Genomic DNA, 22,352 nt, shown 5'->3' with positions numbered 1-22,352 from the left:
ATGGCAGATTACCAGGGCAAAAACGTTGTTATTATCGGCCTGGGTTTAACCGGACTTTCCTGCGTTAATTTCTTCCTTGCGCGGGGGGTAACTCCGCGTGTAATGGACACGCGGGTAACACCTCCGGGGATAGATAAGCTCCCGGAACATGTTGAACGCTATGTGGGGAGCCTGAATGAAGACTGGCTACTTGCAGCAGATTTGATAATCGCCAGCCCTGGTATCGCCCTGGCTACACCTGCCCTGAGCGCAGCTGCGGACGCTGGTGTCGAAATCATCGGCGATATAGAGCTCTTCTGCCGTGAAGTACAGGCTCCTGTTGTTGCTGTTACTGGGTCTAATGGCAAAAGCACGGTGACCACGCTGGTTGGCGAAATGGCGAAAGCAGCAGGCGTCTCAGTTGGTGTGGGCGGTAATATCGGCCTGCCGGCGCTGATGCTGCTGGATTTACCTCATGAGTTGTATGTGCTTGAGCTTTCCAGTTTCCAGTTGGAAACCACCTACAGCCTCAATGCTGCCGCGGCCACTATTCTCAATGTTACTGAAGATCATATGGACAGGTATCCTTTTGGTCTTCAGCAATACCGGGCTGCAAAGTTACGTATTTATGAAAATGCCCGTGTCTGTGTTGTGAATGCCGATGACGCATTAACAATGCCTGTGCGTGGCGCTGATGCACGGTGTGTCAGTTTTGGTGTGGATGTCGGCGATTACCACCTTAACCGCCAGCAGGGTGAAACCTGGTTGCGTGTGAAAGGTGAGAAAGTGCTCAACGTGAAAGAGATGAAACTGGTTGGGCGGCATAACTACACCAACGCGCTGGCAGCACTCGCTCTGGCCGATGCAGTGGGCTTACCGCGTGCCAGTAGCCTGAAAGCGTTAACCACGTTTACCGGCCTGGCTCATCGTTTTGAGTTGGTGCTGGAAAGCAAAGGTGTGCGCTGGATTAATGACTCCAAGGCTACCAATGTTGGCAGCACCGAAGCGGCGCTCAATGGTTTGCATTGCGAGGGGACGTTGCATCTGTTGCTGGGCGGGGATGGTAAATCGGCAGACTTCTCACCTTTGCGGCCTTTCCTTCAGGGAGACAGTATTCGCCTCTATTGTTTTGGCCGGGATGGTGCGCAACTGGCGGAACTCCGCCCGGATGTGGCTGAACAAACCGAAACGATGGAAGAGGCTATGCGGCTGATAGCCGGGCAAGTTAAGCCGGGAGATATGGTGTTGTTATCTCCTGCTTGTGCCAGCCTGGATCAGTTTAAAAACTTTGAACAGCGTGGCGAGATCTTCGCGCAACTGGCGAAGGAGTTAGGCTGATGCGTTTATCTCTCCCTCGTCTTCGTATGCCGCGGATACCCGGGTTTTTTATCCTGGGGTGGTTATTTACCGCGCTGAAAGGCTGGGTGATGGGTTCCCGGGAGAAAGACGCCAACAGTATGGTGTTGTATGACCGTACGTTGTTCTGGCTGACTCTGGGGCTGGCGGCAATTGGTTTTGTCATGGTGACTTCAGCATCAATGCCTGTCGGGCAACGTTTGGCCGGTGATCCCTTTTTGTTCTCTAAACGTGATGGGTTGTATCTGGTACTGGCTTTTGTCCTTGCTCTGGTTACCCTGCGTTTGCCTATGACGTTCTGGCAAAAATACAGCGCGCCTATGCTGTTGGCATCAATTGTGATGCTGCTGATTGTGCTGGTGGTAGGTAGCTCAGTAAACGGGGCATCGCGCTGGATTGCGCTGGGGCCATTACGTATTCAGCCTGCGGAATTTTCGAAGCTATCGCTGTTTTGTTACCTCTCCAACTACCTGGTACGTAAGGTGGATGAAGTCCGTAATAATTTGCGCGGCTTTCTGAAACCCATGGGCGTTATCCTGGTGATGGCAGTGTTATTACTGGCTCAGCCTGACCTGGGGACAGTGGTGGTACTGTTTGTTACGACGCTTGCGATGCTGTTCCTGGCTGGTGCCAAGCTTTGGCAATTTATTGCCATCATCGGTATGGGCATTTCCGCAGTGGTGTTACTGATTTTGGCAGAGCCTTATCGTATCCGGCGTGTGACTTCATTCTGGAACCCCTGGCAAGATCCCTTTGGCAGCGGCTACCAGTTAACACAATCACTGATGGCTTTCGGGCGTGGTGAGCTTTGGGGGCAAGGACTCGGCAATTCAGTACAAAAACTCGAATATTTGCCCGAAGCACATACCGATTTCATCTTCTCAATTATTGGTGAAGAGCTGGGATATATCGGTGTGGTACTGGCACTTTTGATGGTATTCTTCGTCGCTTTTCGCGCCATGTCGATTGGCAAACGCGCACTGGAAATTGACCAGCGTTTCTCGGGGTTTCTGGCCTGTTCTATTGGTATCTGGTTTAGCTTCCAGGCGCTGGTAAACGTTGGGGCTGCTGCTGGTATGCTGCCAACGAAAGGGCTGACACTGCCGCTTATCAGCTACGGTGGTTCCAGCCTGCTGATTATGTCTACAGCAATCATATTATTGCTGCGAATTGATTATGAAACACGTCTGGCAAAAGCGCAGGCGTTTACACGAGGTGCACGATGAGTAGTGGACCTAAGCGATTAATGGTGATGGCTGGCGGGACTGGCGGGCATGTTTTCCCCGGGCTTGCTGTTGCTCACTATTTGATGGCTCAGGGCTGGCAGGTTCGCTGGCTGGGTACTGCAGACCGCATGGAAGCAGATTTGGTTCCGGCGCGTGGTATCGAAATTGATTTTATTCGTATTTCAGGGATTCGCGGTAAAGGGCTTAAAGCCATGTTACTGGCACCATGGCGGATATTTAACGCCTGGCGTCAGGCCCGGGCCATTATGAAAAATTATCGCCCGGATGTGGTATTAGGCATGGGCGGTTATGTTTCCGGCCCCGGTGGTCTGGCTGCATGGTCGCTGGGTATTCCGGTGGTTTTGCATGAGCAAAACGGTATAGCCGGGTTAACCAATAAATGGCTGTCGCGCATTGCCAGCAAAGTCATGCAGGCATTCCCGGGGGCTTTCCCTAAGGCAGATGTCGTGGGTAACCCTGTCCGTGAGGATGTGCTGGCACTGCCATTACCGCAAGACAGGCTATCCGGGCGTACTGGGCCAGTTCGGGTATTAGTGGTGGGCGGTTCTCAGGGAGCCCGGGTTCTCAATCAAACAATGCCCGGTGTTGCCGCTCAATTAGGGGAAAGTATCACCATTTGGCACCAGTGCGGGAAAGGTGCTGGAGAAGAGGTGATGCAGGCTTATGCAACTGCAACCCCTGTCAGGCATAAAGTTACTGAGTTTATTGACGATATGGCTCAGGCGTATGCCTGGGCAGATGTTGTGGTCTGCCGCTCCGGGGCGCTGACGGTAAGTGAAATCGCTGCTGCGGGGTTACCCGCTATTTTTGTGCCTTTTCAGCATAAAGACCGCCAGCAATACTGGAACGCTGCGCCACTGGAGAAAGTCGGGGCTGCACGCATTTTGGAGCAACCGCAATTCACGGCTCAGGCCGTGGCCGATATTCTGAGTGGTTGGGATCGTCAGGTTCTGCTCTCTATGGCGAAATTAGCCCGGGAAGCAGCGATTCCTGATGCAACACAGCGTGTAGCAAATGAGATTGTGCATCAGGCCAGAGCCTGATGTGTCGGGTTGCGACAGGCAACCGCATGTTTTTGATGTGAAGGCAAAGAGCCTCAGGTTTAAAGAATGAATACACAAGAACTGGCAAAACTGCGTTCAATCGTTCCTGAAATGCGCCGCGTGCGGCACATTCACTTTGTTGGCATTGGTGGTGCCGGCATGGGAGGGATTGCCGAAGTGCTGGCGAATGAAGGTTACCAAATCAGTGGTTCTGATTTAGCGCCAAACCCGGTTACGCAGCAACTGTCAGCGCTGGGCGCGACGATTTATTTTAATCATCGCCCTGAAAACGTCCGTGATGCCAGTGTGGTTGTGGTATCCACTGCCATTCGGGCGGATAACCCGGAAATAATTGCAGCGCATGAAGCACGTATTCCGGTGATTCGCCGTGCTGAAATGTTGGCGGAATTGATGCGTTTTCGTCATGGCATTGCTATTGCCGGTACGCATGGAAAGACTACTACCACGGCGATGGTGGCGAGTATTTATGCAGAAGCAGGTCTTGACCCGACGTTCGTGAATGGTGGCCTGGTCAAAGCGGCAGGTACTCATGCCCGTTTAGGACACAGCCGTTACCTGATTGCAGAAGCAGATGAAAGCGATGCCTCTTTCCTGCATTTGCAGCCAATGGTCGCTGTGGTGACCAATATAGAAGCCGACCATATGGATACTTACCATGGCGACTTTGAGAACCTGAAGCAGACATTTATTAATTTCCTTCACAACCTGCCGTTTTATGGTAGAGCGGTTATGTGCGTGGATGACCCGGTTATCAAAGAGTTATTGCCGCGGGTTGGACGTCAACTGACCACTTATGGCTTTAGTGAAGACGCGGATGTTCGCATTGAAAACTACCTGCAGTCGGGCGCACAAGGGCACTTTGACATCCTGCGCCAGGATAAGCCCGTACTGCATGTCATGTTAAATGCACCTGGCCGGCATAACGCCCTGAATGCGGCAGCTGCGGTGGCAGTAGCAACTGAAGAAGGCATTGATGACAGCGCTATTTTACGCGCACTTGAAAGTTTTGCTGGTACAGGGCGTCGTTTCGATTTCCTTGGCGAGTTTCCTCTTGATGCCATTAATGGCAAGCAAGGCACGGCGTTATTGGTTGATGACTATGGTCACCACCCGACTGAAGTTGACGCAACTATCAAGGCAGCGCGTGCAGGGTGGCCGGATAAACATCTGGTGATGGTGTTCCAGCCCCACCGTTATACGCGTACCCGTGATTTGTATGACGACTTTGCCAATGTGTTATCGCAGGTTGATGCGCTAATTATGCTGGATGTCTACCCGGCGGGAGAAACGCCGATTCCAGGTGCGGACAGCCGTTCTCTGTGCCGCACAATTCGGGGGCGTGGCAAGGTTGACCCGATTCTGGTTTCCGATCATGCGCAGGTTGCCCAAATGTTGGCACCTATTCTGTCCGGGAATGATTTAGTGTTGGTCCAGGGGGCGGGTAATATTGGCAAGATAGCGCGTACGCTGGCAGAAACACGTCTGGTTCCTCAGTTACAGGAAGAAGACACTCATGGCTGAGAAATTGGCACCCATGCAGGGTAGCAAGGCAGATAAGTTACCTGTTGAGTGCCAGCCTGGTACCCGGATTTTGGGTAAGTTTGTTGTAAATATACTGGAACTGGCGGAGTGATATGTCCCAGGCGGCGTTGAATACACGTACTCAGCAGGAAGAAAAAGCCTTTTCCGGGCGCAGTAATGGCACGCGGCTTGCGGGCATTATCTTCCTGATAGCGGTACTACTGACAATCTTTATCGGCGGCTGGATGGTTGTACGCTGGATGGAAGATGCTCAGCGCTTGCCTCTGTCACGTCTTGTTGTGACGGGTGAGCGCCATTACACACGTAATGACGATATTCGCCAGGCAATACTGGCCCTGGGCGCTCCAGGAACTTTTATGACGCAGGATGTAGACATTATCCAGCAGCAAATTGAACGGCTTCCCTGGATAAAACAGGCCAGTGTCAGAAAACAGTGGCCGGATGAATTGAAGATTCATCTGGTTGAATATGTGCCGATTGCACGCTGGAATGACCAGCACATGATTGATGCACAAGGTAATTCATTCAGTGTACCTGCGGACAGAATGGCAAAACAAGTCTTGCCGGGGCTGTCTGGTCCGGAAGGAAGTGAGGTTGAAGTTCTTGAAGGATACCGGGCAATGAGTGATGTGCTGGCGAAATCCAGGTTTACGTTGAAGGATGCAGCCATGACGGCCAGACGCTCCTGGGTTTTAACCCTGAATAACGGGATTAAACTCAACCTTGGCCGCGGCGATACGATGAAACGCCTGAACCGCTTTATCGAACTTTACCCAGTTCTTTTAAAGCAGGCGCAGACGGACAACAAGCTTATCAGTTATGTTGACCTGCGCTATGACTCAGGTGCTGCGGTGGGTTGGGCTCCGGCCCCGGCTCCCGCTGAAGGAACTAATCAACAACAGAATCAGGCACAGGCAAAACAACAATGATTAAGTCGACGGACAGAAAACTGGTGGTTGGACTGGAGATTGGCACTGCAAAAGTTGCCGCTTTAGTAGGGGAAGTTCTGCCCGACGGAGTGATTAACATTATCGGTGTGGGAAGTTGTCCGTCCCGGGGTATGGATAAAGGCGGCGTTAACGATCTTGAATCTGTGGTTAAGTGCGTACAGCGTGCCATTGATCAGGCTGAGTTAATGGCAGACTGCCAAATATCTTCTGTTTACCTGGCGCTGTCAGGTAAACATATTAGCTGCCAGAACGAAATCGGCATGGTGCCAATTTCAGAGGAAGAAGTGACCCAGGAAGATGTGGAAAATGTAGTGCATACGGCGAAATCTGTTCGTGTAAGAGATGAGCATCGGGTGCTGCATGTCATTCCACAAGAGTACGCCATCGACTACCAGGAAGGGATTAAAAACCCGGTTGGTTTATCCGGTGTGCGTATGCAGGCCAAAGTGCACTTGATTACCTGCCACAACGATATGGCGAAAAATATTGTGAAAGCTGTAGAGCGCTGTGGCCTGAAGGTTGACCAACTGATTTTCGCCGGGCTTGCTTCCAGCTACGCGGTGCTGACAGAAGATGAGCGAGAGTTGGGCGTCTGTGTCGTCGATATCGGCGGTGGTACAATGGACATGGCGGTTTACACTGGTGGTGCATTGCGACATACCAGAGTCATTCCCTACGCAGGGAATGTGGTTACCAGTGATATTGCTTACGCTTTTGGTACACCACCCAGCGATGCAGAGGCGATTAAAGTGCGTCATGGTTGTGCATTGGGGTCACTGGTCGGCAAAGATGAAAGTGTTGAGGTACCCAGCGTGGGTGGCAGGCCGCCGCGCAGCCTTCAGCGCCAGACTTTGGCCGAGGTTATCGAACCTCGCTACACCGAATTGTTGAATTTGGTGAATGAAGAGATCCTGCAGTTGCAGGAACAGTTACGTCAGCAAGGTGTCAAACACCACCTGGCTGCAGGGATTGTGCTGACAGGTGGCGCAGCCCAAATGGAAGGTTTGGCCGCGTGTGCCCAACGAGTATTCCATACTCAGGTGCGCATTGGTCAGCCTTTAAATATCACTGGCCTTACCGATTATGCTCAGGAGCCGTATTATTCAACCGCAGTTGGGTTATTACATTACGGCAAGGAATCGCATTTAACCGGTGAGACTGAAGTGGAAAAGCACACATCAGTCACTTCGTGGTTTAAACGAATTAATAGCTGGCTGAGAAAAGAGTTTTAATTTTATTAAGAGACTATGACAATAAGTAGTCTCAGGCGACAGGCACAAAACGGAGAGAAACTATGTTTGAACCTATGGAACTGACCAATGACGCGGTGATTAAAGTCATCGGCGTCGGTGGCGGCGGCGGTAATGCCGTAGAACACATGGTGCGCGAACGCATTGAAGGCGTTGAATTTTTTGCCGTCAATACTGATGCGCAGGCATTGCGTAAAACAGCTGTTGGCCAGACGATTCAGATCGGTAGTGGTATCACTAAAGGTCTGGGGGCTGGCGCAAATCCGGAAGTAGGCCGTAATGCTGCGGAAGAAGACCGTGAAGCATTACGTTCCGCACTGGAAGGTGCTGACATGGTCTTTATCGCAGCCGGTATGGGCGGCGGTACGGGGACTGGTGCAGCACCCGTTGTGGCTGAAGTTGCAAAAGATTTAGGTATTCTGACTGTTGCTGTGGTGACCAAGCCTTTTAATTTTGAAGGCAAAAAGCGCATGGCATTTGCGGAGCAGGGTATCACTGAACTGTCCAAGCATGTCGATTCATTGATTACAATTCCGAACGACAAACTGCTGAAAGTGCTTGGCCGCGGTATCTCTTTGCTGGATGCCTTTGGTGCAGCGAACGATGTCCTTAAAGGTGCAGTACAGGGGATAGCTGAACTGATCACCCGCCCAGGTCTGATGAACGTCGACTTTGCTGACGTGCGTACTGTAATGTCAGAAATGGGTTATGCCATGATGGGCTCGGGTGTCGCGACAGGTGAAGACCGTGCTGAAGAAGCCGCTGAAATGGCTATTTCCAGCCCGCTGCTGGAAGATATCGACCTGTCTGGTGCGCGTGGCGTACTGGTTAACATCACTGCTGGCTTTGACCTGCGTCTGGATGAGTTCGAAACCGTGGGTAATACTATCCGTGCTTTCGCGTCTGACAATGCTACAGTGGTTATCGGTACCTCTCTGGATCCAGAAATGAACGATGAACTGCGTGTAACGGTTGTTGCCACCGGGATTGGTATGGACAAGCGTCCAGAAATCACGCTGGTAACCAACAAGCAACAGCAGCAGCCGGTTATGGGTTACCAGAGTGGTATGACCCAACTGCAGCCAGAGCAGAAAAATGTGGCGAAGGTCGTGAACGATACGGCTTCCCAGAGCAATAAAGAGCCCGATTATCTGGATATTCCAGCCTTCCTGCGTAAGCAGGCAGACTAAGAATTAGCCGGAATTTGGGTATCTCAGCTCTTTATGCTACTATGACTCGCCGATAGTGATGTACACTTTCGGTCGGATCAGTAACAGGCGAGATAATGCGATGATCAAACAAAGGACATTAAAACGTATTGTTCAGGCGACGGGTGTCGGTTTGCATACCGGCAAAAAAGTCACGCTGACGTTACGCCCTGCGCCGGCTAACACCGGGGTCATCTATCGTCGTACCGACTTGAATCCACCGGTAGATTTCCCGGCTGATGCCAAATCTGTGCGTGATACTATGCTCTGTACGTGCCTGGTGAATGAGCATGACGTGCGGATATCAACCGTGGAGCACCTGAACGCAGCTCTGGCTGGTTTAGGCATCGACAACATTATTGTTGAAGTGGATGCGCCAGAAATTCCAATTATGGATGGCAGTGCTGCTCCCTTCGTTTATCTGTTGATGGACGCAGGTGTTGACGAGCTGAATGTCGCGAAGAAATTCGTGCGCATTAAAGATGTCGTCCGGGTTGAGGATGGTGATAAATGGGCAGAGTTCAGACCGCATAATGGTTTTACTCTGGATTTCACCATTGATTTTAATCACCCGGCGATTGATGCCAGCACTCAGCGTTACAGCATGAACTTCTCGGCAGATGCGTTTATGCGCCAAATCAGCCGGGCACGTACTTTCGGTTTTATGCGTGACATCGAATATCTTCAGTCGCGTGGTTTGTGTCTTGGTGGTAGTTTTGATTGTGCTATCGTCGTGGATGACTACCGTGTGCTGAATGAAGATGGTCTGCGTTTTGAAGACGAGTTTGTGCGTCACAAAATGCTGGATGCCATTGGTGACCTGTTTATGTGTGGTCACAATATTATCGGTGCGTTTACCGCGTATAAATCTGGCCATGCGCTGAATAACAAACTGTTGCAGGCTGTGCTTGCTAAACAAGAAGCGTGGGAATACGTGACCTTCGAAGACGAAGCTGAACTGCCACTGGCTTTCAAGGCACCGTCGACAGTCCTGGCATAAGGGCAAGATACATTTAAAACGACTGGTTAATCAGGCACTCTCTCCGGCCTGGTGACCCAGTCGTTTTTTATTTTTGTAACACGACAGTTATTTCCTCTTTTCTGCTTCTGTTTTTTCATTTAATTGGTTTGTTCGCTCATTTGTTACGCGTTTTTTCGGGGTTCATCGCAGGGATTAAGCTGATGAATGGCGCGTTTGGTGATACTATTTGGTCGCTAAAATGTGGCTTGTCAGTTTGTATAGCCAAAATGATTCAATTCCTTTGGTGAAATAGAGTGTCCGGTATATTTGCGCGTTGGCGACAATTAGGTAGACGATATTTCTGGCCCCATCTGCTGTTAGGGATGGTTGCGGCCAGTTTTGGGCTACCTGTTTTAGCGAGCAGTAACGCCGGAGCCACTACTCCAGCAGAAACCGCAGCGAACTATAATCGTTTTAATCCCGCACTCTCGTTAGCGCAATTGCAGGAGAGCAACCGCCGCCAGTCAACATTTAGTGTCGATTACTGGCACCAGCATGCTATTCGTACTGTTATCCGTCATCTGACTTTTGTTATGGCACCTCAGGTGATGGCAGGCGCTTCGGTGCCCAATGAATCGCCACTGGAAAAACAGCACATTGCATTGCTTGATACGCTTAGTGCGCTGCTTACTCAGGAAAGTAAACCACCGTCGGTTGTACGCCAGGAGCCCTGGCCTGCAATGGCACCCTCACTCTCCTTTACCTTTACGAACTGGCTGGGCACTGCTCAGGGGATTCGTGCAGGCCCGCAAGCTCGCTGCTGATAAACACCACTACTCTTATCATTTTGTTTTATCGCTCAGCGAAGCGTTTGGGAATTTATTATGTTAGTCAAACTATTAACTAAAGTATTCGGAAGCCGTAACGACCGTACGTTGCGTCGTATGCGTAAACTTGTTACGCAAATTAATGCCATGGAGCCGGCAATTGAAAAATTGTCAGATGATGAACTCAAAGGCAAAACAGGCGAGTTCCGTGCGCGTCTCGAGAAAGGCGACTCACTGGAAAGTATCCTGCCTGAAGCGTTCGCTGTAGTTCGTGAAGCCAGTAAACGCGTGTTTGGTATGCGCCATTTCGATGTTCAGTTGCTTGGCGGTATGGTGCTCAATGAGCGCTGCATTGCGGAAATGCGTACTGGTGAAGGTAAAACACTGACTGCGACATTACCGGCCTATCTGAATGCACTGAGCGGTAAAGGTGTTCATGTGGTAACGGTGAACGATTATCTCGCCCAGCGTGATGCTGAAAATAACCGCCCATTGTTTGAATTCCTGGGCCTGAGTGTGGGTATTAACCTGCCAGGTATGCCCGCGCCGGCGAAGCGTGAAGCTTATGCGGCGGATATTACTTACGGCACCAACAATGAGTACGGGTTCGATTACCTGCGTGACAACATGGCATTCAGCCCGGAAGAGCGCGTACAACGTAAACTGCATTATGCACTGGTGGATGAAGTTGACTCCATTCTTATCGACGAAGCTCGTACGCCATTAATCATTTCTGGTCCGGCAGAAGACAGCTCGGAAATGTACCGCCGGGTGAACACTATCATTCCTCATCTGGTTCGCCAGGAAAAAGAAGATTCCGATACGTTCCAGGGGGAAGGTCACTTCTCTGTAGATGAAAAAGCACGTCAGGTTAACCTGACTGAACGTGGCCTGGTACTGATAGAAGAGTTACTGGTCCAGGAAGGCATTATGGAAGAAGGTGAATCGCTGTATTCACCGGGCAATATTATGCTGATGCACCACGTAACAGCGGCACTACGTGCACATGCTTTGTTTACCCGCGATGTTGATTACATTGTGAAAGACGGTGAAGTCATCATTGTTGATGAACATACAGGCCGTACTATGCAGGGCCGCCGCTGGTCTGATGGTCTTCACCAGGCTGTGGAAGCAAAAGAAGGTGTTGATATTCAAAATGAAAACCAGACTCTGGCTTCCATTACCTTCCAGAACTACTTCCGCTTGTACGAAAAACTTGCGGGTATGACGGGCACGGCAGATACCGAAGCCTTCGAGTTCAGCTCAATCTATAAACTGGATACTGTCGTCGTGCCAACCAACCGGCCAATGGTTCGTAAAGACATGGCTGACCTGGTCTACATGACCGAAGCAGAGAAAATTGCCGCGATCATCGAAGATATTCGTGAACGTACTGCGAAAGGTCAGCCAGTTCTGGTTGGTACTATCTCCATTGAAAAATCTGAGCTGGTTGCGCAAGAACTGACGAAAGCAGGCATAAAACACAATGTACTGAATGCGAAGTTCCATGCACGCGAAGCAGATATTGTTGCTCAGGCCGGTTATCCGGGGTCTGTTACCATCGCCACCAACATGGCTGGGCGTGGTACCGATATTATGTTGGGTGGTAGCTGGCAGGCTGAATTGGCGGAGCTTGAAGCACCAACTGATGAGCAAATAGCTGAAATCAAAAGCAACTGGCAGCAACGCCACGATGCCGTATTGGCATCCGGTGGTCTGCATATTATTGGTACTGAACGCCATGAATCGCGACGTATTGATAACCAGTTGCGTGGCCGTTCAGGCCGTCAGGGTGATCCTGGTTCATCGCGTTTCTATTTGTCAATGGAAGATGCCCTGATGCGTATTTTCGCATCAGACCGTGTCTCTAACATGATGCGTAAGCTGGGGATGAAACCGGGCGAAGCCATTGAGCACCCCTGGGTAACTAAAGCCATCGCCAATGCGCAGCGTAAAGTGGAAAGCCGCAACTTTGATATTCGTAAGCAATTGCTGGAATATGATGATGTAGCGAACGATCAGCGCCGTGCAATTTATACTCAGCGTAATGAATTGCTGGATGCCAGTGATGTCAGCGAAACAATCAACAGCATTCGTGAAGATGTGTTTAAGACTACGATTGATGCTCATATTCCGCCTCAGTCTCTGGAAGAGATGTGGGATATTCCAGGTTTGGAAGAGCGCCTGAAAAATGATTTCGATCTCGAAATGCCAATTTCTGAGTGGCTGGATAAAGAACCTGAACTGCATGAAGAAACGTTGCGCGAACGTATCCTGCAGAAGTCTGTTGAAGTCTATCAACGTAAAGAAGAAATTGTTGGCACCGAGATGATGCGCAATTTCGAAAAAGGTGTGATGCTGCAGACGCTGGACAGCCTGTGGAAAGAGCACCTTGCTGCCATGGATTACCTGCGTCAGGGGATTCACTTGCGGGGCTATGCGCAAAAAGATCCTAAACAAGAGTATAAACGTGAATCTTTCTCTATGTTCGCGGCTATGCTGGAGTCACTGAAGTACGAAGTAATCAGTACGCTGAGCAAAGTTCAGGTGCGTTTACCTGAGGAAGTTGAAGCCATGGAACAGCAACGCCGTGAAGAAGCTGAACGTTTGGCGCAAATGCAGCAACTGAGCCATCAAAGTGACGATCTCCAGGCCGCGCAGTCTCTGGCTGAACAAACAGGTGATCGTAAAGTAGGGCGTAATGATCCTTGTCCTTGTGGTTCAGGCAAAAAATATAAGCAATGCCATGGTCGCCTGAGCTAAGACAGGTACATGCTGTTGGTTAAATTTTAACGGTAATTAATCGGGCCAGGGGGAAACCTCTGGCCTGGTCATATCCGGGGCACAGAAGACTGCGCCTCTTTTTCAGGAGCTTCCCCATGAAACGATTTGAGATAGCGGTTGGGATCATTCGTAATCAGAATGCAGAGATTTTTCTGGCGCAACGAAGTGCTGGCTCGCATATGGCGAATATGTGGGAGTTTCCCGGTGGGAAAATTGAACAAGGAGAAACCCCGGAACAGGCACTGGAACGGGAGTTAATGGAGGAAGTTGGAATTACACCCACAGGCTTCTCATTATTTGAAAAACAGGAACACCAGTTCCCTGACCGGCATGTCAGCCTTTGGTTTTTCCTTGTCGAGCAGTGGGATGGTGAACCCTGGGGAAAAGAAGGCCAACCTTCTCGTTGGGTGGCTCAACAGGCGCTGGAGCCGGAACAATTTCCGCCAGCTAATGCGCCTGTTATCGCAAAACTGCAGCAAACTGCTTAGTCCTGCTTTTCACTCCACTCATCGCTGTCAGATAAGGTGTTTTGGCTGGGGATGCGTTTCTCTTCTGCGGCCCACTCACCTAAATCAATCAACTGGCAGCGTTTTGAACAAAATGGCCGCCATGGGCTTTGCTCATTCCAGATAACGGTTTTGCCACAAGTTGGGCAGTTCACTTCTGTTGTTTCAGACATCATACTTCCTTAGCAACAAGCCAAATTGAAATCAATCCGCTCCGGTATTACCCCATGTTCACTATCCAGAGGCAGGAAACGAATGGCAAAACGGCTTTTATGACCGGACACTTGCGGATAGATAGCATCCTCAAGATTCATCTCGAGACGTAACAAATCGGCATCATCGCCATTGTCCTGATAAAACCCATTGAGGCTGGTTTGTTTACGAAAAGGTGAGGAGTGGCGAATCAGATCAAGGATCAAGGCAAGCGTTTCGCGCAGCGATTCAAGGCTGGCTAACCAGTGATTTACCAGATTGTTGCGTGCGCTTTCGCTGGCATTTAGCCAGACATGCAACGTTGGCAGGTCAAAACTACAGCAGCCACCGGGAATACTTAAACGCTGGCGGACCAGACTTATCAGCTTATCTTCGCGCAATACTTGCCCCAGGCGTGAGCCTGCCATCAGGCTGGAACCTGTATTCCTTAGCTGTTCTTTTAGTGATGTGATGCGTTGCATGTCAACCCCAGGTACTTCCACCCATGCCTGAAGTTTACGCTGCTGGCGTTCCAGTTCTTTAAGTAACTCTGTTCGAATATCACCGCGTTCAAAAATATCCAGCAGGTCACTAATATTTCTTAAAAAATAGAGTGCGGAAGGGTAATCATTTAAAGGGAGCTGAGAAGAAAGTTGTTGTAGCAAAAACTCTATACGCAGCCATGTGCGCATTTTCTCGCTCAGGGGATGTTCAAAAAGTATTTGCGAGCTCATTCTTCCTCATTCCTGTCTGACGGACTGCATAGCCAGCGCCATGTATAGTTGGTGCAGGCGGGCCACATCGCGAGTTAATGTTTGTGGTAAACCATCATTATTAATAATGTCATCCGCGACAGCAAGACGCGCCTCCCGGCTTACCTGTGCTGAGATAATGTGTTGCGCAAGTTCTCGGCTGACATTATCTCGCACCATGGTTCTCTTAATCTGTGTTTCAGTACTGACATCAACAACCAATACGCGGTCAGCTTGTCGCTGAAGTTGGTTTTCAACCAGCAAAGGTACGACCCACAAGACATAAGGCGATGATGCCTGAGCAATAGCTTGCTGTGTCCGTTGGTGAATTAATGGATGTAATAAGGCATTAAGCCACTGCTTTTCTTTGGTATCAGTAAAAATACGTTCACGCAGTGCTGTGCGGTTGAGTGAGCCTTCGGGGCTGATTATCTGTTCGCCAAAATGCTCAGCAATTTTTTGCAGGGCCGGTTGGTCCGGCGCCACAACTTCTCTGGCGATAATGTCTGCATCAACAAGCGATACACCATGGTTGGCAAACAGCGCAGCAACAGTACTTTTGCCACTGCCAATCCCTCCGGTAAGCGCAACAGTGAAGACCATAACCAACGAAACCCCGATGTAATGAGTGTGCTTATAACAAAAGAAAAATGCCTTTTCCCTTGCGAAACCATGTCAGAGCTCAAAATTACCGCCATTTTTGCACAACATGGTAACGGTACCTGAAAATATCCGCCAACAGCACACCGTCCCCAGTGGCTGATTTAATCATACTTTCGAAAAAAGTGAGCAATACATAGCCGAAAATAAGTTTTTTATATAGGTTATCTTTAACGCCATTCTGACGCTAAATTTATAGGATTGTAGCGTAAAAAAGTCGCTTTTCGCAGTCTTGCGCTGCCTTTATTAGTGCGTAAGATAACGTCACTGGAGCTGGCAGTTGTATCGCCTCTTACCCTTTATTACATCGCCACGACCAGGAAAACCGCAAATGCGTATTGAAGAAGATATCAAGTTAGGTTTTAAAGACGTACTTATCCGCCCAAAACGTTCCACACTGAAAAGCCGCTCTGATGTAGAACTTGAACGCCAGTATACTTTTAAACATTCTGGTGTGAACTGGGCTGGCGTTCCTGTTATTGCTGCAAATATGGATACCGTGGGTACCTTCAGTATGGCGGGTGCTCTGGCTGCGTTTGATATTTTGACAGCAGTCCATAAACATTATTCTGTTGAAGACTGGCGCCAGTTTGTTGAGCAAGCTCCGGTTACTGTGCTGCGCCATGTTATGGTGTCTACAGGGACATCGGCCGCTGATTTTGAAAAGACTAAACAGATTCTGGCACTGAGCCCGTCTCTGGTTTTTGTCTGTATCGATGTCGCCAATGGCTACTCAGAACACTTCGTTCAGTTTGTGGCAAAAGCGCGTGAAGCATGGCCTGATAAAGTTATTTGTGCCGGGAATGTGGTAACGGGTGAAATGTGTGAAGAGCTGATCCTGTCAGGTGCGGATATTGTGAAAGTCGGCATTGGACCTGGTTCTGTCTGTACCACTCGTGTAAAAACCGGGGTCGGTTACCCACAGTTGTCCGCAGTCATTGAGTGTGCTGATGCCGCTCATGGCCTTGGTGGGCAAATCGTGAGCGATGGTGGTTGTACAGTACCTGGTGACGTGGCCAAAGCTTTTGGCGGCGGCGCTGATTTTGTCATGCTTGGCGGTATGCTGGCAGGCCATGAAGAGAGTGGTGGCACTGTAGTTGAAGAAAATGGTGAGAAATTTATGCTGTTCTATGGCATGAGTTCTGCTTCTGCTATGAACCGCCATGTCGGTGGTGTGGCAGAATACCGTGCTGCAGAAGGCAAAACCGTGAAGCTTCCTTTGCGTGGGCCGGTTGAAAACACCGCGCGGGATATTCTGGGGGGGTTACGTTCAGCCTGTACCTATGTCGGGGCTTCCCGCCTGAAAGAATTGACTAAACGCACAACATTCATTCGTGTGCAGGAGCAGGAAAACCGGGTGTTCAACAGCCTGTAATAGTTTCCCATCCTATTTACAGGGTAAGTTGGACTTACCCTGTTTCTCTTCCCTCTATTAAACAACGATAATCAACCCGCTCCCATAGCTTCCCCCAGCCCAAAAATAGGCAAATACATCGCCAGCACAAGCAAACCGGTTATCAGCCCGGTAATTACCATTAACAAAGGCTCCATTAGTTGAGTTAACTGGCTGGCCTGTAGTTGCGTATTTTCCCTGTGCCAGTCAGCAAGCTTCTCCAGCATGGTATCCAGTGCACCGGATTGTTCCCCGGTTGTAACCAGCTGGTAGCAGAGAGGTGTAAAACAATCATGCTGGCGCATGGCTTCACCCAGAGTTATACCCTGAGTGACATCCGTCGAGAGCTGCGCCATAACCTGTTGCCAGTGGCTGGCAGCAGGGAGTGTTTCTTTAACAAGCTGTAACCCTTGTAGAATATTTACACCTGATTGTTGCGTCAGGGCGAGTATCATAAAAATTTGGCTACGCATCAGTGCTCCATACAGGCGATTCATTACAGGGGCACGTTGTAACAGATATTGGGTAAATTTGCGCCTTAAATTCCGGCCAGGTCCAACCACCAGAATGATCACAGTGGTCACGGTAAAAGCCAGTATGTATATATGCCGGGTAAGCCATGCGGAAACAGACATCAAAATACGTGTCACCGCTGGTAGGGGGGTATTAAATGTCTGGTAGATATCCGCGAAAGTTGGCAGGACAAACAGTAACATGCCCAGTGTAACGGCCAATGCCATACTCAGTGTCAGTAGCGGGTAGCGTAGTGCTTTCGATACAGTGCGTTGCAGGGCGCGCTGTTGTTCTTGTTGCTCCGACAGATGTGCAAAGCATAAATCAAGTTTCCCGGTCATCTCACCTGTGCGGCTCAGGGCAACAAACAGAGGAGGAAAAAGCGCTGGCCAGCTTTGTACAATGGACGAAAAAGTTTCTCCTTCGTTGAGCCGCAGTGTGATTTGTTGCAAGACAGCCTGCCAAAGCGGAGAAGCATGTTGCTGACCGAGTAACACCAGTGCATCAGGCAGGCTGACACCCGCTTTGAGCAATGCCGATAACTGTTGCAAAAAGTGGATTCGGTGGTCCATATGGCGGTGCTGACTTTCATATGCCCGTTCCCGTTGAATACGCACCGGGAATAACGCCCGGCTACAAAGCCAGGTCATGATATCAATTTTTCCCACAGCAAAACTGATGCCGGATTGCGGGTTACCTTTTATATCAAGTGCGGACCAGCGCCAAAGCGATAATTTAGTTGTCATGAGGTAATCCCAACACCCGGTACAGTTCATTCACTGTGGTTTCCCCGCGGCTGACAGCCTGGCAGCCATGTTCGAAAAGTGCTATGCAACCTTGTTGCCTGGCGAGTTCAGCAATTTGTGTGGCTGTATCTCCACGTAACAAAGCATCATGAATTTCCGGTGTGATAGCCAGCACTTCAAACAGCGCTACCCGCCCATAGAACCCGCTGTAGCACCGCTCGCAACCAACAGGTTCCCAGTCAGGTAAAGGTAACCGGCTCACAGTTCGTGGCAGAACCAGTGGTTTCGGCTGTTGTTTCCGGCAATGTGGACACAACTTTCTGACCAGACGTTGGGCAATAACCAGTTTGAGTGCTGAGGCAATCATCCAGCGGGCAATGTCCATTTGTTCAAGACGAATGAGTGTATCGGTTGTGGAATTGGTATGTAGTGTGGATAACACCAAATGCCCTGTTTGCGCGGCCTTAATGGCAATTTCGGCTGTTTCATTGTCACGGATCTCTCCTACCATAATGACGTCCGGATCCTGGCGTAATAGCGCCCGTAATACTCGCTGGAATGTTAAACCCGCTTTCGGGTTCACCTGTGCCTGGTTCAACCCACTAAGCGGAATTTCTATTGGGTCTTCAACGCTGCTGATATTAATATCCGGCTGATTAAGGGCATTCAGAGCGCTATACAGGGATACTGTTTTCCCGCTTCCGGTAGGGCCTGTTACCAGAATCAACCCTTGTGGCGCATTGAGTGCATTTTTAAATTCATCCAGTTGCCGTGGAGCAAGGCCAAGTGCATCAAGTGAGAGTTGCTCATCCTGCTTATGTAAAACCCGTAAGACGATTTTTTCTCCAGCCCGGCATGGCAGAGTCGCCAGGCGAAATGAAATATTCCCGGGAAGATCCGGAAGTGTAAATTGCCCGTCCTGGGGAAGCCGTTTTTCTGCAATATCCATATCGCCGAGTACTTTCAACCGGGCCACAAGAGCCGGGTAAGCATCAGCATTCCCCTGGTGCTGAATGTGTAATACGCCATCAATGCGAAAACGCACACGGAACAGTGGCGTATCTGGCTCAAAATGGATATCTGAGGCCCGCTGGTTTAACGCCTGTTGCAATATCTGTTCGAGATGGACAACGGTGTTACTTGCTGATCCTGGTGTGGGTACGTTAGGCTGTGTTGCCTGGAGTTGTGCCCGGTGCCGTTCTATTTGTGCGGGTGACCAGTGCTCAACAACGACCTTTTTGTGGGAAAGAAAGCGCAGTGAGCTAAGCAATTCATCAGGGGCGTTGTTTGCAACTGCAATGACAATCTCCGGGTCATGCCGCAGAAGCAGGGCGTGATGGCGGGCACACAAGGCAAAAAGTTTTTCATTGCTCATGTTTTCTTCCTCCTGCTTACTCGTCAGCAAAGCGGAAAATGTCATTACATGCCTGCTCAAGGCTTGTATTACCAGACGCTGAACAGGTTTTGCGCCAGCCGGTGATACCCTGGTTGTCATCCCATTGAGGTAGCAGTGTTAATGAGAGCCCGTTGAGGCTGTCCTGCCCGCTAAGCTGAATACTCCCTGCAGTAACGGAAAGGCTGGAGATATACCTTGAGGTCCGTGAAGCTGGAATTCCGTGGCTATCGGCATGGCAGGATGTAATGCCACCGCGCTCAATAGCACAAAGTTCGACTGCGCTGCGGTAAGGTAATACATTTTGTAAGACGTCGGTTAATGCCGCTTTACGTAAGTAGTTTTGATATGCGGGAATAGCGGTGGCACTCAGAATGGCGATGATGCCAACTACTACCATTAATTCAATCAGGGTGAAGCCACGTTGCCTGTGCATGGTTGTCTCCTTTGGTATAACGGAGCACGACTATGGCAGGTTACGAAATATGCTTCGACAGGCTGTTTTTGATTCTGGAATTTCTGTTCCGTAGTGAATATGTATACTGAAACGAGTGCGAAATAAATGCGAGGATGCCCGAGAATACGGGCAGAGTAGCTGCCCGTAACGGAATAACGGAGAAAGCGTTATCTAAGCGTTTAGCGAAAGCGCATAGACAGATCCAGTGCGCGAATGTGTTTAGTCAGGGCTCCTACTGAAATAAAATCCACACCGGTTTCAGCACAGGCTCTCAGTGTCTCCAGAGTCACGTTGCCAGACACTTCCAACTGGGCATTGCCCTGGGTTATCCCCACCGCTTTACGCATCATATCGGTATCAAAGTTATCCAGCATGATTATATCTGCACCTGCCCGTAAGGCATCCTGCAACTCTTCAAGGTTTTCAACTTCGACTTCAATGGGAACATCTGGGTGGATCCAACTGGCTTTTTCGATTGCCTGGCGAACAGAGCCTGCGGCAATAATATGGTTTTCCTTGATCAGGAAGGCATCGGACAGCCCCAGCCTGTGGTTGCTACCACCACCGCACAGTACAGCATATTTCAGTGCTGTGCGCAGTCCAGGGACGGTTTTGCGGGTATCCAGTAACTGGGTATGCGTACCGGCCAGTTGTGTTACATAACGGTGTACCTCACTGGCGACACCTGAAAGCGTCTGTACAAAATTCAGTGCGGTACGTTCACCCGTCAGTAGTATACGTGAAGTGCCTGTCAGCTCGAATAATGGTTGGTTTGCCGTAATTTCATCGCCATCATTGACATGCCATTTAACCTGTACGCGGCCGCCAAGCTGGATGAACACTTCTTCAACCCAACGTTTGCCACAAAAAATACCGTCTTCTCGGGTGATAACAACAGCATGGGATGTACTTTCCGGTGGAAGTAATTGCGCGGTAATATCGTTATTGGCATCAATGTCACCGCCAAGGTCTTCTTTTAATGCAACGGAAACCGTACCGGGAATATCGGTATTAATCCGCTCCAACAGTGCTTCACGTCGGTGGTCTGGGTTATAACGGCGTGGTGGCATTATTAACTCCGAAATGGCTGATATAAATTGGAAACATGCTACTCTGAAGCGACCTTTAGTACCACAGCAAGGAGAACCATAATGAAGCTTCAGGATGGCTGGTTAAGCGACGCAAGGCATGCACCTTCACCGCATTGTGATGAGCGCCCGGAAGGTGAATCGCCTTCATTGCTGGTTGTACATAATATCAGTTTACCACCCGGTGAATTTGGTGGCCCGTGGATTGATGCTTTGTTTGCCGGTACGCTGGATGCCAGGGCCCACCCTTATTTTGAAGGGATTGCCCACTTGCGTGTGTCGGCGCATTGCCTGATTCGCCGTGATGGTGAAGTGGTTCAGTATGTCCCCTTTAATAAGCGTGCCTGGCATGCTGGTGTTTCTTCCTGGCAGGGGCGGGAAAAATGTAATGATTTTTCTATCGGGATTGAACTGGAAGGCACCGATGTCCTGCCATACACCGATGCTCAATATCAGCGCCTGGCTGAGATAACACGCGTTTTGATGGTGGTCTGGCCGGCTATTGCCAAAAATATGGCAGGGCATTGTGATATAGCACCTTCCAGAAAAACTGACCCCGGCGGCGTTTTTGACTGGCCGCGCTTTCGTGCACTGGTTTCAGTTTCTGGTAAGGAGAGGGTATGACACTATTTACCTTATTGTTAGTGTTAATTTCAGAACGTTTATTTAAGTTTGGGGAACACTGGCAATTGGAAAGCCGCCTGGAAGTTATCTTCCGCCGAACGCGCTATTTTTCTATGGGTTACACGCTGATGCTGTCTGTTGCCGCGATGGTATTTATTGCAGCGTGTCTGTATTTGTTAAAAGGGATTTTGTTCAATGTCCCGCTATTGGTGTTTTGGATCCTGGTTGGCGTTTTGTGCATTGGAGCCGGAAAGGTACGACTGCACTATCATTCCTATCTTAAAGCTGCCAGCCGTGGAGATTCCCGTGCCTGCGATGAGATGGTGGCTGAGTTAACCATGATCCATGGTGTTCCGCCAGGTTGTGATGACCGTGAGTTTTTACGTGAGTTACAAAATGCCCTGCTATGGATTAATTATCGCTACTACCTGGCACCACTATTCTGGTTTGTTGTAGGGGGAAGCTTTGGGCCGGTTACTTTAGTCGGGTATGCAGTCCTCAGGGCGTGGCAAACATGGCTTGCTCGTCACCATACACCTCATCAGCGGTTACATGCGGGTATTGATGCCATTTTGCACGTTCTGGATTGGGTGCCGGTCAGGTTGGTTGGGCTGGCTTATGCATTACTGGGGCATGGTGAAAAAGCGCTGCCAGCCTGGTTTGCAACGTTGGGTGACCGTGGTACATCACAGTACCAGGTGCTGACGCAACTGGCTCAATTTTCTCTGGCGCGTGAGCCACATTCAGATAAAGTCAGAACTCCGAAAGCTGCCGTATCCATGGCGAAGAAGACCGCGTTGGTGGTTGTTGTGGTGGTAGCTTTATTAACAATTTACGGCGCACTGGTTTAAGTACGCCGT

At 49.9% G+C, this 22,352-nt stretch carries 21 protein-coding genes and 1 pseudogene; 15 read left to right on the top strand and 7 right to left on the bottom strand.

Annotation, left to right across the window (positions count from 1 at the left end):
• From murD to mutT, 12 genes and pseudogenes are all read left to right on the top strand, one after another.
• Positions 1-1,245 (top strand): annotated as a pseudogene (murD, locus tag MPHASIOC01_RS22675) (UDP-N-acetylmuramoyl-L-alanine--D-glutamate ligase); the annotation flags it as partial.
• Positions 1,241-1,312 carry a hypothetical protein gene (locus MPHASIOC01_RS22670; protein WP_353614972.1) on the top strand — a complete coding sequence of 24 codons (72 nt, stop codon included), beginning with the start codon at positions 1,241-1,243 and terminating at the stop codon, positions 1,310-1,312. The pseudogene murD and the gene MPHASIOC01_RS22670, both read left to right, overlap by 5 nt.
• A 4-nt stretch (positions 1,313-1,316) precedes the next feature.
• On the top strand, positions 1,317-2,561 hold the full coding sequence (ftsW, locus tag MPHASIOC01_RS22665) for a cell division protein FtsW (RefSeq protein ID WP_064598810.1): 1,245 nt from the start codon (positions 1,317-1,319) through the stop codon (positions 2,559-2,561).
• Positions 2,558-3,625 (top strand): undecaprenyldiphospho-muramoylpentapeptide beta-N-acetylglucosaminyltransferase, encoded by a 1,068-nt coding sequence (gene murG / locus MPHASIOC01_RS22660; protein ID WP_064598812.1) that lies wholly within the window; start codon positions 2,558-2,560, stop codon positions 3,623-3,625. The genes ftsW and murG overlap by 4 nt, the downstream gene beginning before the upstream one ends.
• 66 nt (positions 3,626-3,691) lie before the next feature.
• The gene (gene murC / locus MPHASIOC01_RS22655) at positions 3,692-5,167 is read left to right on the top strand and encodes a UDP-N-acetylmuramate--L-alanine ligase (protein WP_064598814.1); all 1,476 of its coding nucleotides are present in this window, start codon (positions 3,692-3,694) and stop codon (positions 5,165-5,167) included.
• Positions 5,168-5,280: 113 nt separating this feature from the next.
• Positions 5,281-6,117: a cell division protein FtsQ gene (ftsQ, locus tag MPHASIOC01_RS22650; protein WP_353613331.1), complete on the top strand. Its 837-nt coding sequence runs from the start codon at positions 5,281-5,283 to the stop codon at positions 6,115-6,117.
• Positions 6,114-7,370 (top strand): cell division protein FtsA, encoded by a 1,257-nt coding sequence (gene ftsA / locus MPHASIOC01_RS22645; protein WP_064598816.1) that lies wholly within the window; start codon positions 6,114-6,116, stop codon positions 7,368-7,370. The genes ftsQ and ftsA overlap by 4 nt, the downstream gene beginning before the upstream one ends.
• 62 nt (positions 7,371-7,432) lie before the next feature.
• Positions 7,433-8,578 (top strand): cell division protein FtsZ, encoded by a 1,146-nt coding sequence (gene ftsZ / locus MPHASIOC01_RS22640; RefSeq protein ID WP_036106169.1) that lies wholly within the window; start codon positions 7,433-7,435, stop codon positions 8,576-8,578.
• Between the two features lie 100 nt (positions 8,579-8,678).
• A complete protein-coding gene (gene lpxC / locus MPHASIOC01_RS22635) occupies positions 8,679-9,596 on the top strand; it encodes a UDP-3-O-acyl-N-acetylglucosamine deacetylase (RefSeq protein ID WP_036106166.1) in 918 nt (305 codons plus the stop codon).
• 275 nt (positions 9,597-9,871) lie between these two features.
• A complete protein-coding gene (secM, locus tag MPHASIOC01_RS22630) occupies positions 9,872-10,381 on the top strand; it encodes a secA translation cis-regulator SecM (RefSeq protein ID WP_064598818.1) in 510 nt (169 codons plus the stop codon).
• A 60-nt stretch (positions 10,382-10,441) separates the two neighbouring features.
• Positions 10,442-13,147: a preprotein translocase subunit SecA gene (secA, locus tag MPHASIOC01_RS22625; protein ID WP_353613330.1), complete on the top strand. Its 2,706-nt coding sequence runs from the start codon at positions 10,442-10,444 to the stop codon at positions 13,145-13,147.
• A gap of 116 nt (positions 13,148-13,263) precedes the next feature.
• Complete coding sequence (gene mutT / locus MPHASIOC01_RS22620) at positions 13,264-13,656, top strand: 8-oxo-dGTP diphosphatase MutT (RefSeq protein WP_064598822.1); 393 nt, start codon at positions 13,264-13,266, stop codon at positions 13,654-13,656.
• Here the strand turns inward: mutT and yacG are convergent.
• The 3 genes from yacG to coaE are packed head-to-tail and all read right to left on the bottom strand — an operon-like array spanning position 13,653 to position 15,221.
• Positions 13,653-13,847, bottom strand: coding sequence for a DNA gyrase inhibitor YacG (yacG, locus tag MPHASIOC01_RS22615; RefSeq protein WP_064598823.1), 195 nt, complete (start codon positions 13,845-13,847; stop codon positions 13,653-13,655). The two genes, mutT and yacG, sit on opposite strands and share 4 nt — an antisense overlap.
• A gap of 9 nt (positions 13,848-13,856) precedes the next feature.
• A complete protein-coding gene (zapD, locus tag MPHASIOC01_RS22610) occupies positions 13,857-14,600 on the bottom strand; it encodes a cell division protein ZapD (RefSeq protein WP_064598825.1) in 744 nt (247 codons plus the stop codon).
• Positions 14,601-14,606: 6 nt separating this feature from the next.
• Entirely contained in the window at positions 14,607-15,221 is a 615-nt protein-coding gene (gene coaE, locus MPHASIOC01_RS22605; RefSeq protein WP_064598827.1) for a dephospho-CoA kinase, read from the bottom strand.
• 388 nt (positions 15,222-15,609) lie between these two features.
• Here coaE and MPHASIOC01_RS22600 point away from each other — a divergent pair, with 388 nt between their 5' ends.
• Positions 15,610-16,653: a GMP reductase gene (locus MPHASIOC01_RS22600; protein WP_064598829.1), complete on the top strand. Its 1,044-nt coding sequence runs from the start codon at positions 15,610-15,612 to the stop codon at positions 16,651-16,653.
• A gap of 71 nt (positions 16,654-16,724) precedes the next feature.
• On the opposite strand, the gene hofC is transcribed toward MPHASIOC01_RS22600, so the two are convergent.
• The 4 genes from hofC to nadC form a co-directional block, all read right to left on the bottom strand.
• Positions 16,725-17,930, bottom strand: coding sequence for a protein transport protein HofC (hofC, locus tag MPHASIOC01_RS22595; protein ID WP_353613329.1), 1,206 nt, complete (start codon positions 17,928-17,930; stop codon positions 16,725-16,727).
• Positions 17,920-19,305, bottom strand: coding sequence for a type II secretion system protein GspE (gene gspE / locus MPHASIOC01_RS22590; protein ID WP_353613328.1), 1,386 nt, complete (start codon positions 19,303-19,305; stop codon positions 17,920-17,922). The genes hofC and gspE overlap by 11 nt, the downstream gene beginning before the upstream one ends.
• A 16-nt stretch (positions 19,306-19,321) precedes the next feature.
• Positions 19,322-19,759, bottom strand: coding sequence for a prepilin peptidase-dependent pilin (gene ppdD / locus MPHASIOC01_RS22585; RefSeq protein ID WP_064598836.1), 438 nt, complete (start codon positions 19,757-19,759; stop codon positions 19,322-19,324).
• A 200-nt stretch (positions 19,760-19,959) separates the two neighbouring features.
• Positions 19,960-20,850, bottom strand: a complete 891-nt coding sequence (gene nadC / locus MPHASIOC01_RS22580; RefSeq protein WP_064598838.1) for a carboxylating nicotinate-nucleotide diphosphorylase — start codon at positions 20,848-20,850, stop codon at positions 19,960-19,962.
• Positions 20,851-20,931: 81 nt separating this feature from the next.
• On the opposite strand from nadC, the gene ampD reads away from it, so the two are divergent.
• Positions 20,932-21,492, top strand: a complete 561-nt coding sequence (gene ampD, locus MPHASIOC01_RS22575) for a 1,6-anhydro-N-acetylmuramyl-L-alanine amidase AmpD (protein ID WP_064598840.1) — start codon at positions 20,932-20,934, stop codon at positions 21,490-21,492.
• A complete protein-coding gene (ampE, locus tag MPHASIOC01_RS22570; protein WP_064598842.1) occupies positions 21,489-22,343 on the top strand; it encodes a beta-lactamase regulator AmpE in 855 nt (284 codons plus the stop codon). Before ampD ends, ampE begins: the two co-directional genes overlap by 4 nt.
• Positions 22,344-22,352: the final 9 nt, after the last annotated feature.

The organism is Mangrovibacter phragmitis, from assembly GCF_040429585.1.
GTDB classification, from domain to species: Bacteria; Pseudomonadota; Gammaproteobacteria; order Enterobacterales; family Enterobacteriaceae; genus Mangrovibacter; species Mangrovibacter phragmitis.
The sequence above is the reverse complement of the archived record's forward strand: the minus strand, read 5'-3'. Positions and strand labels throughout refer to the sequence as shown.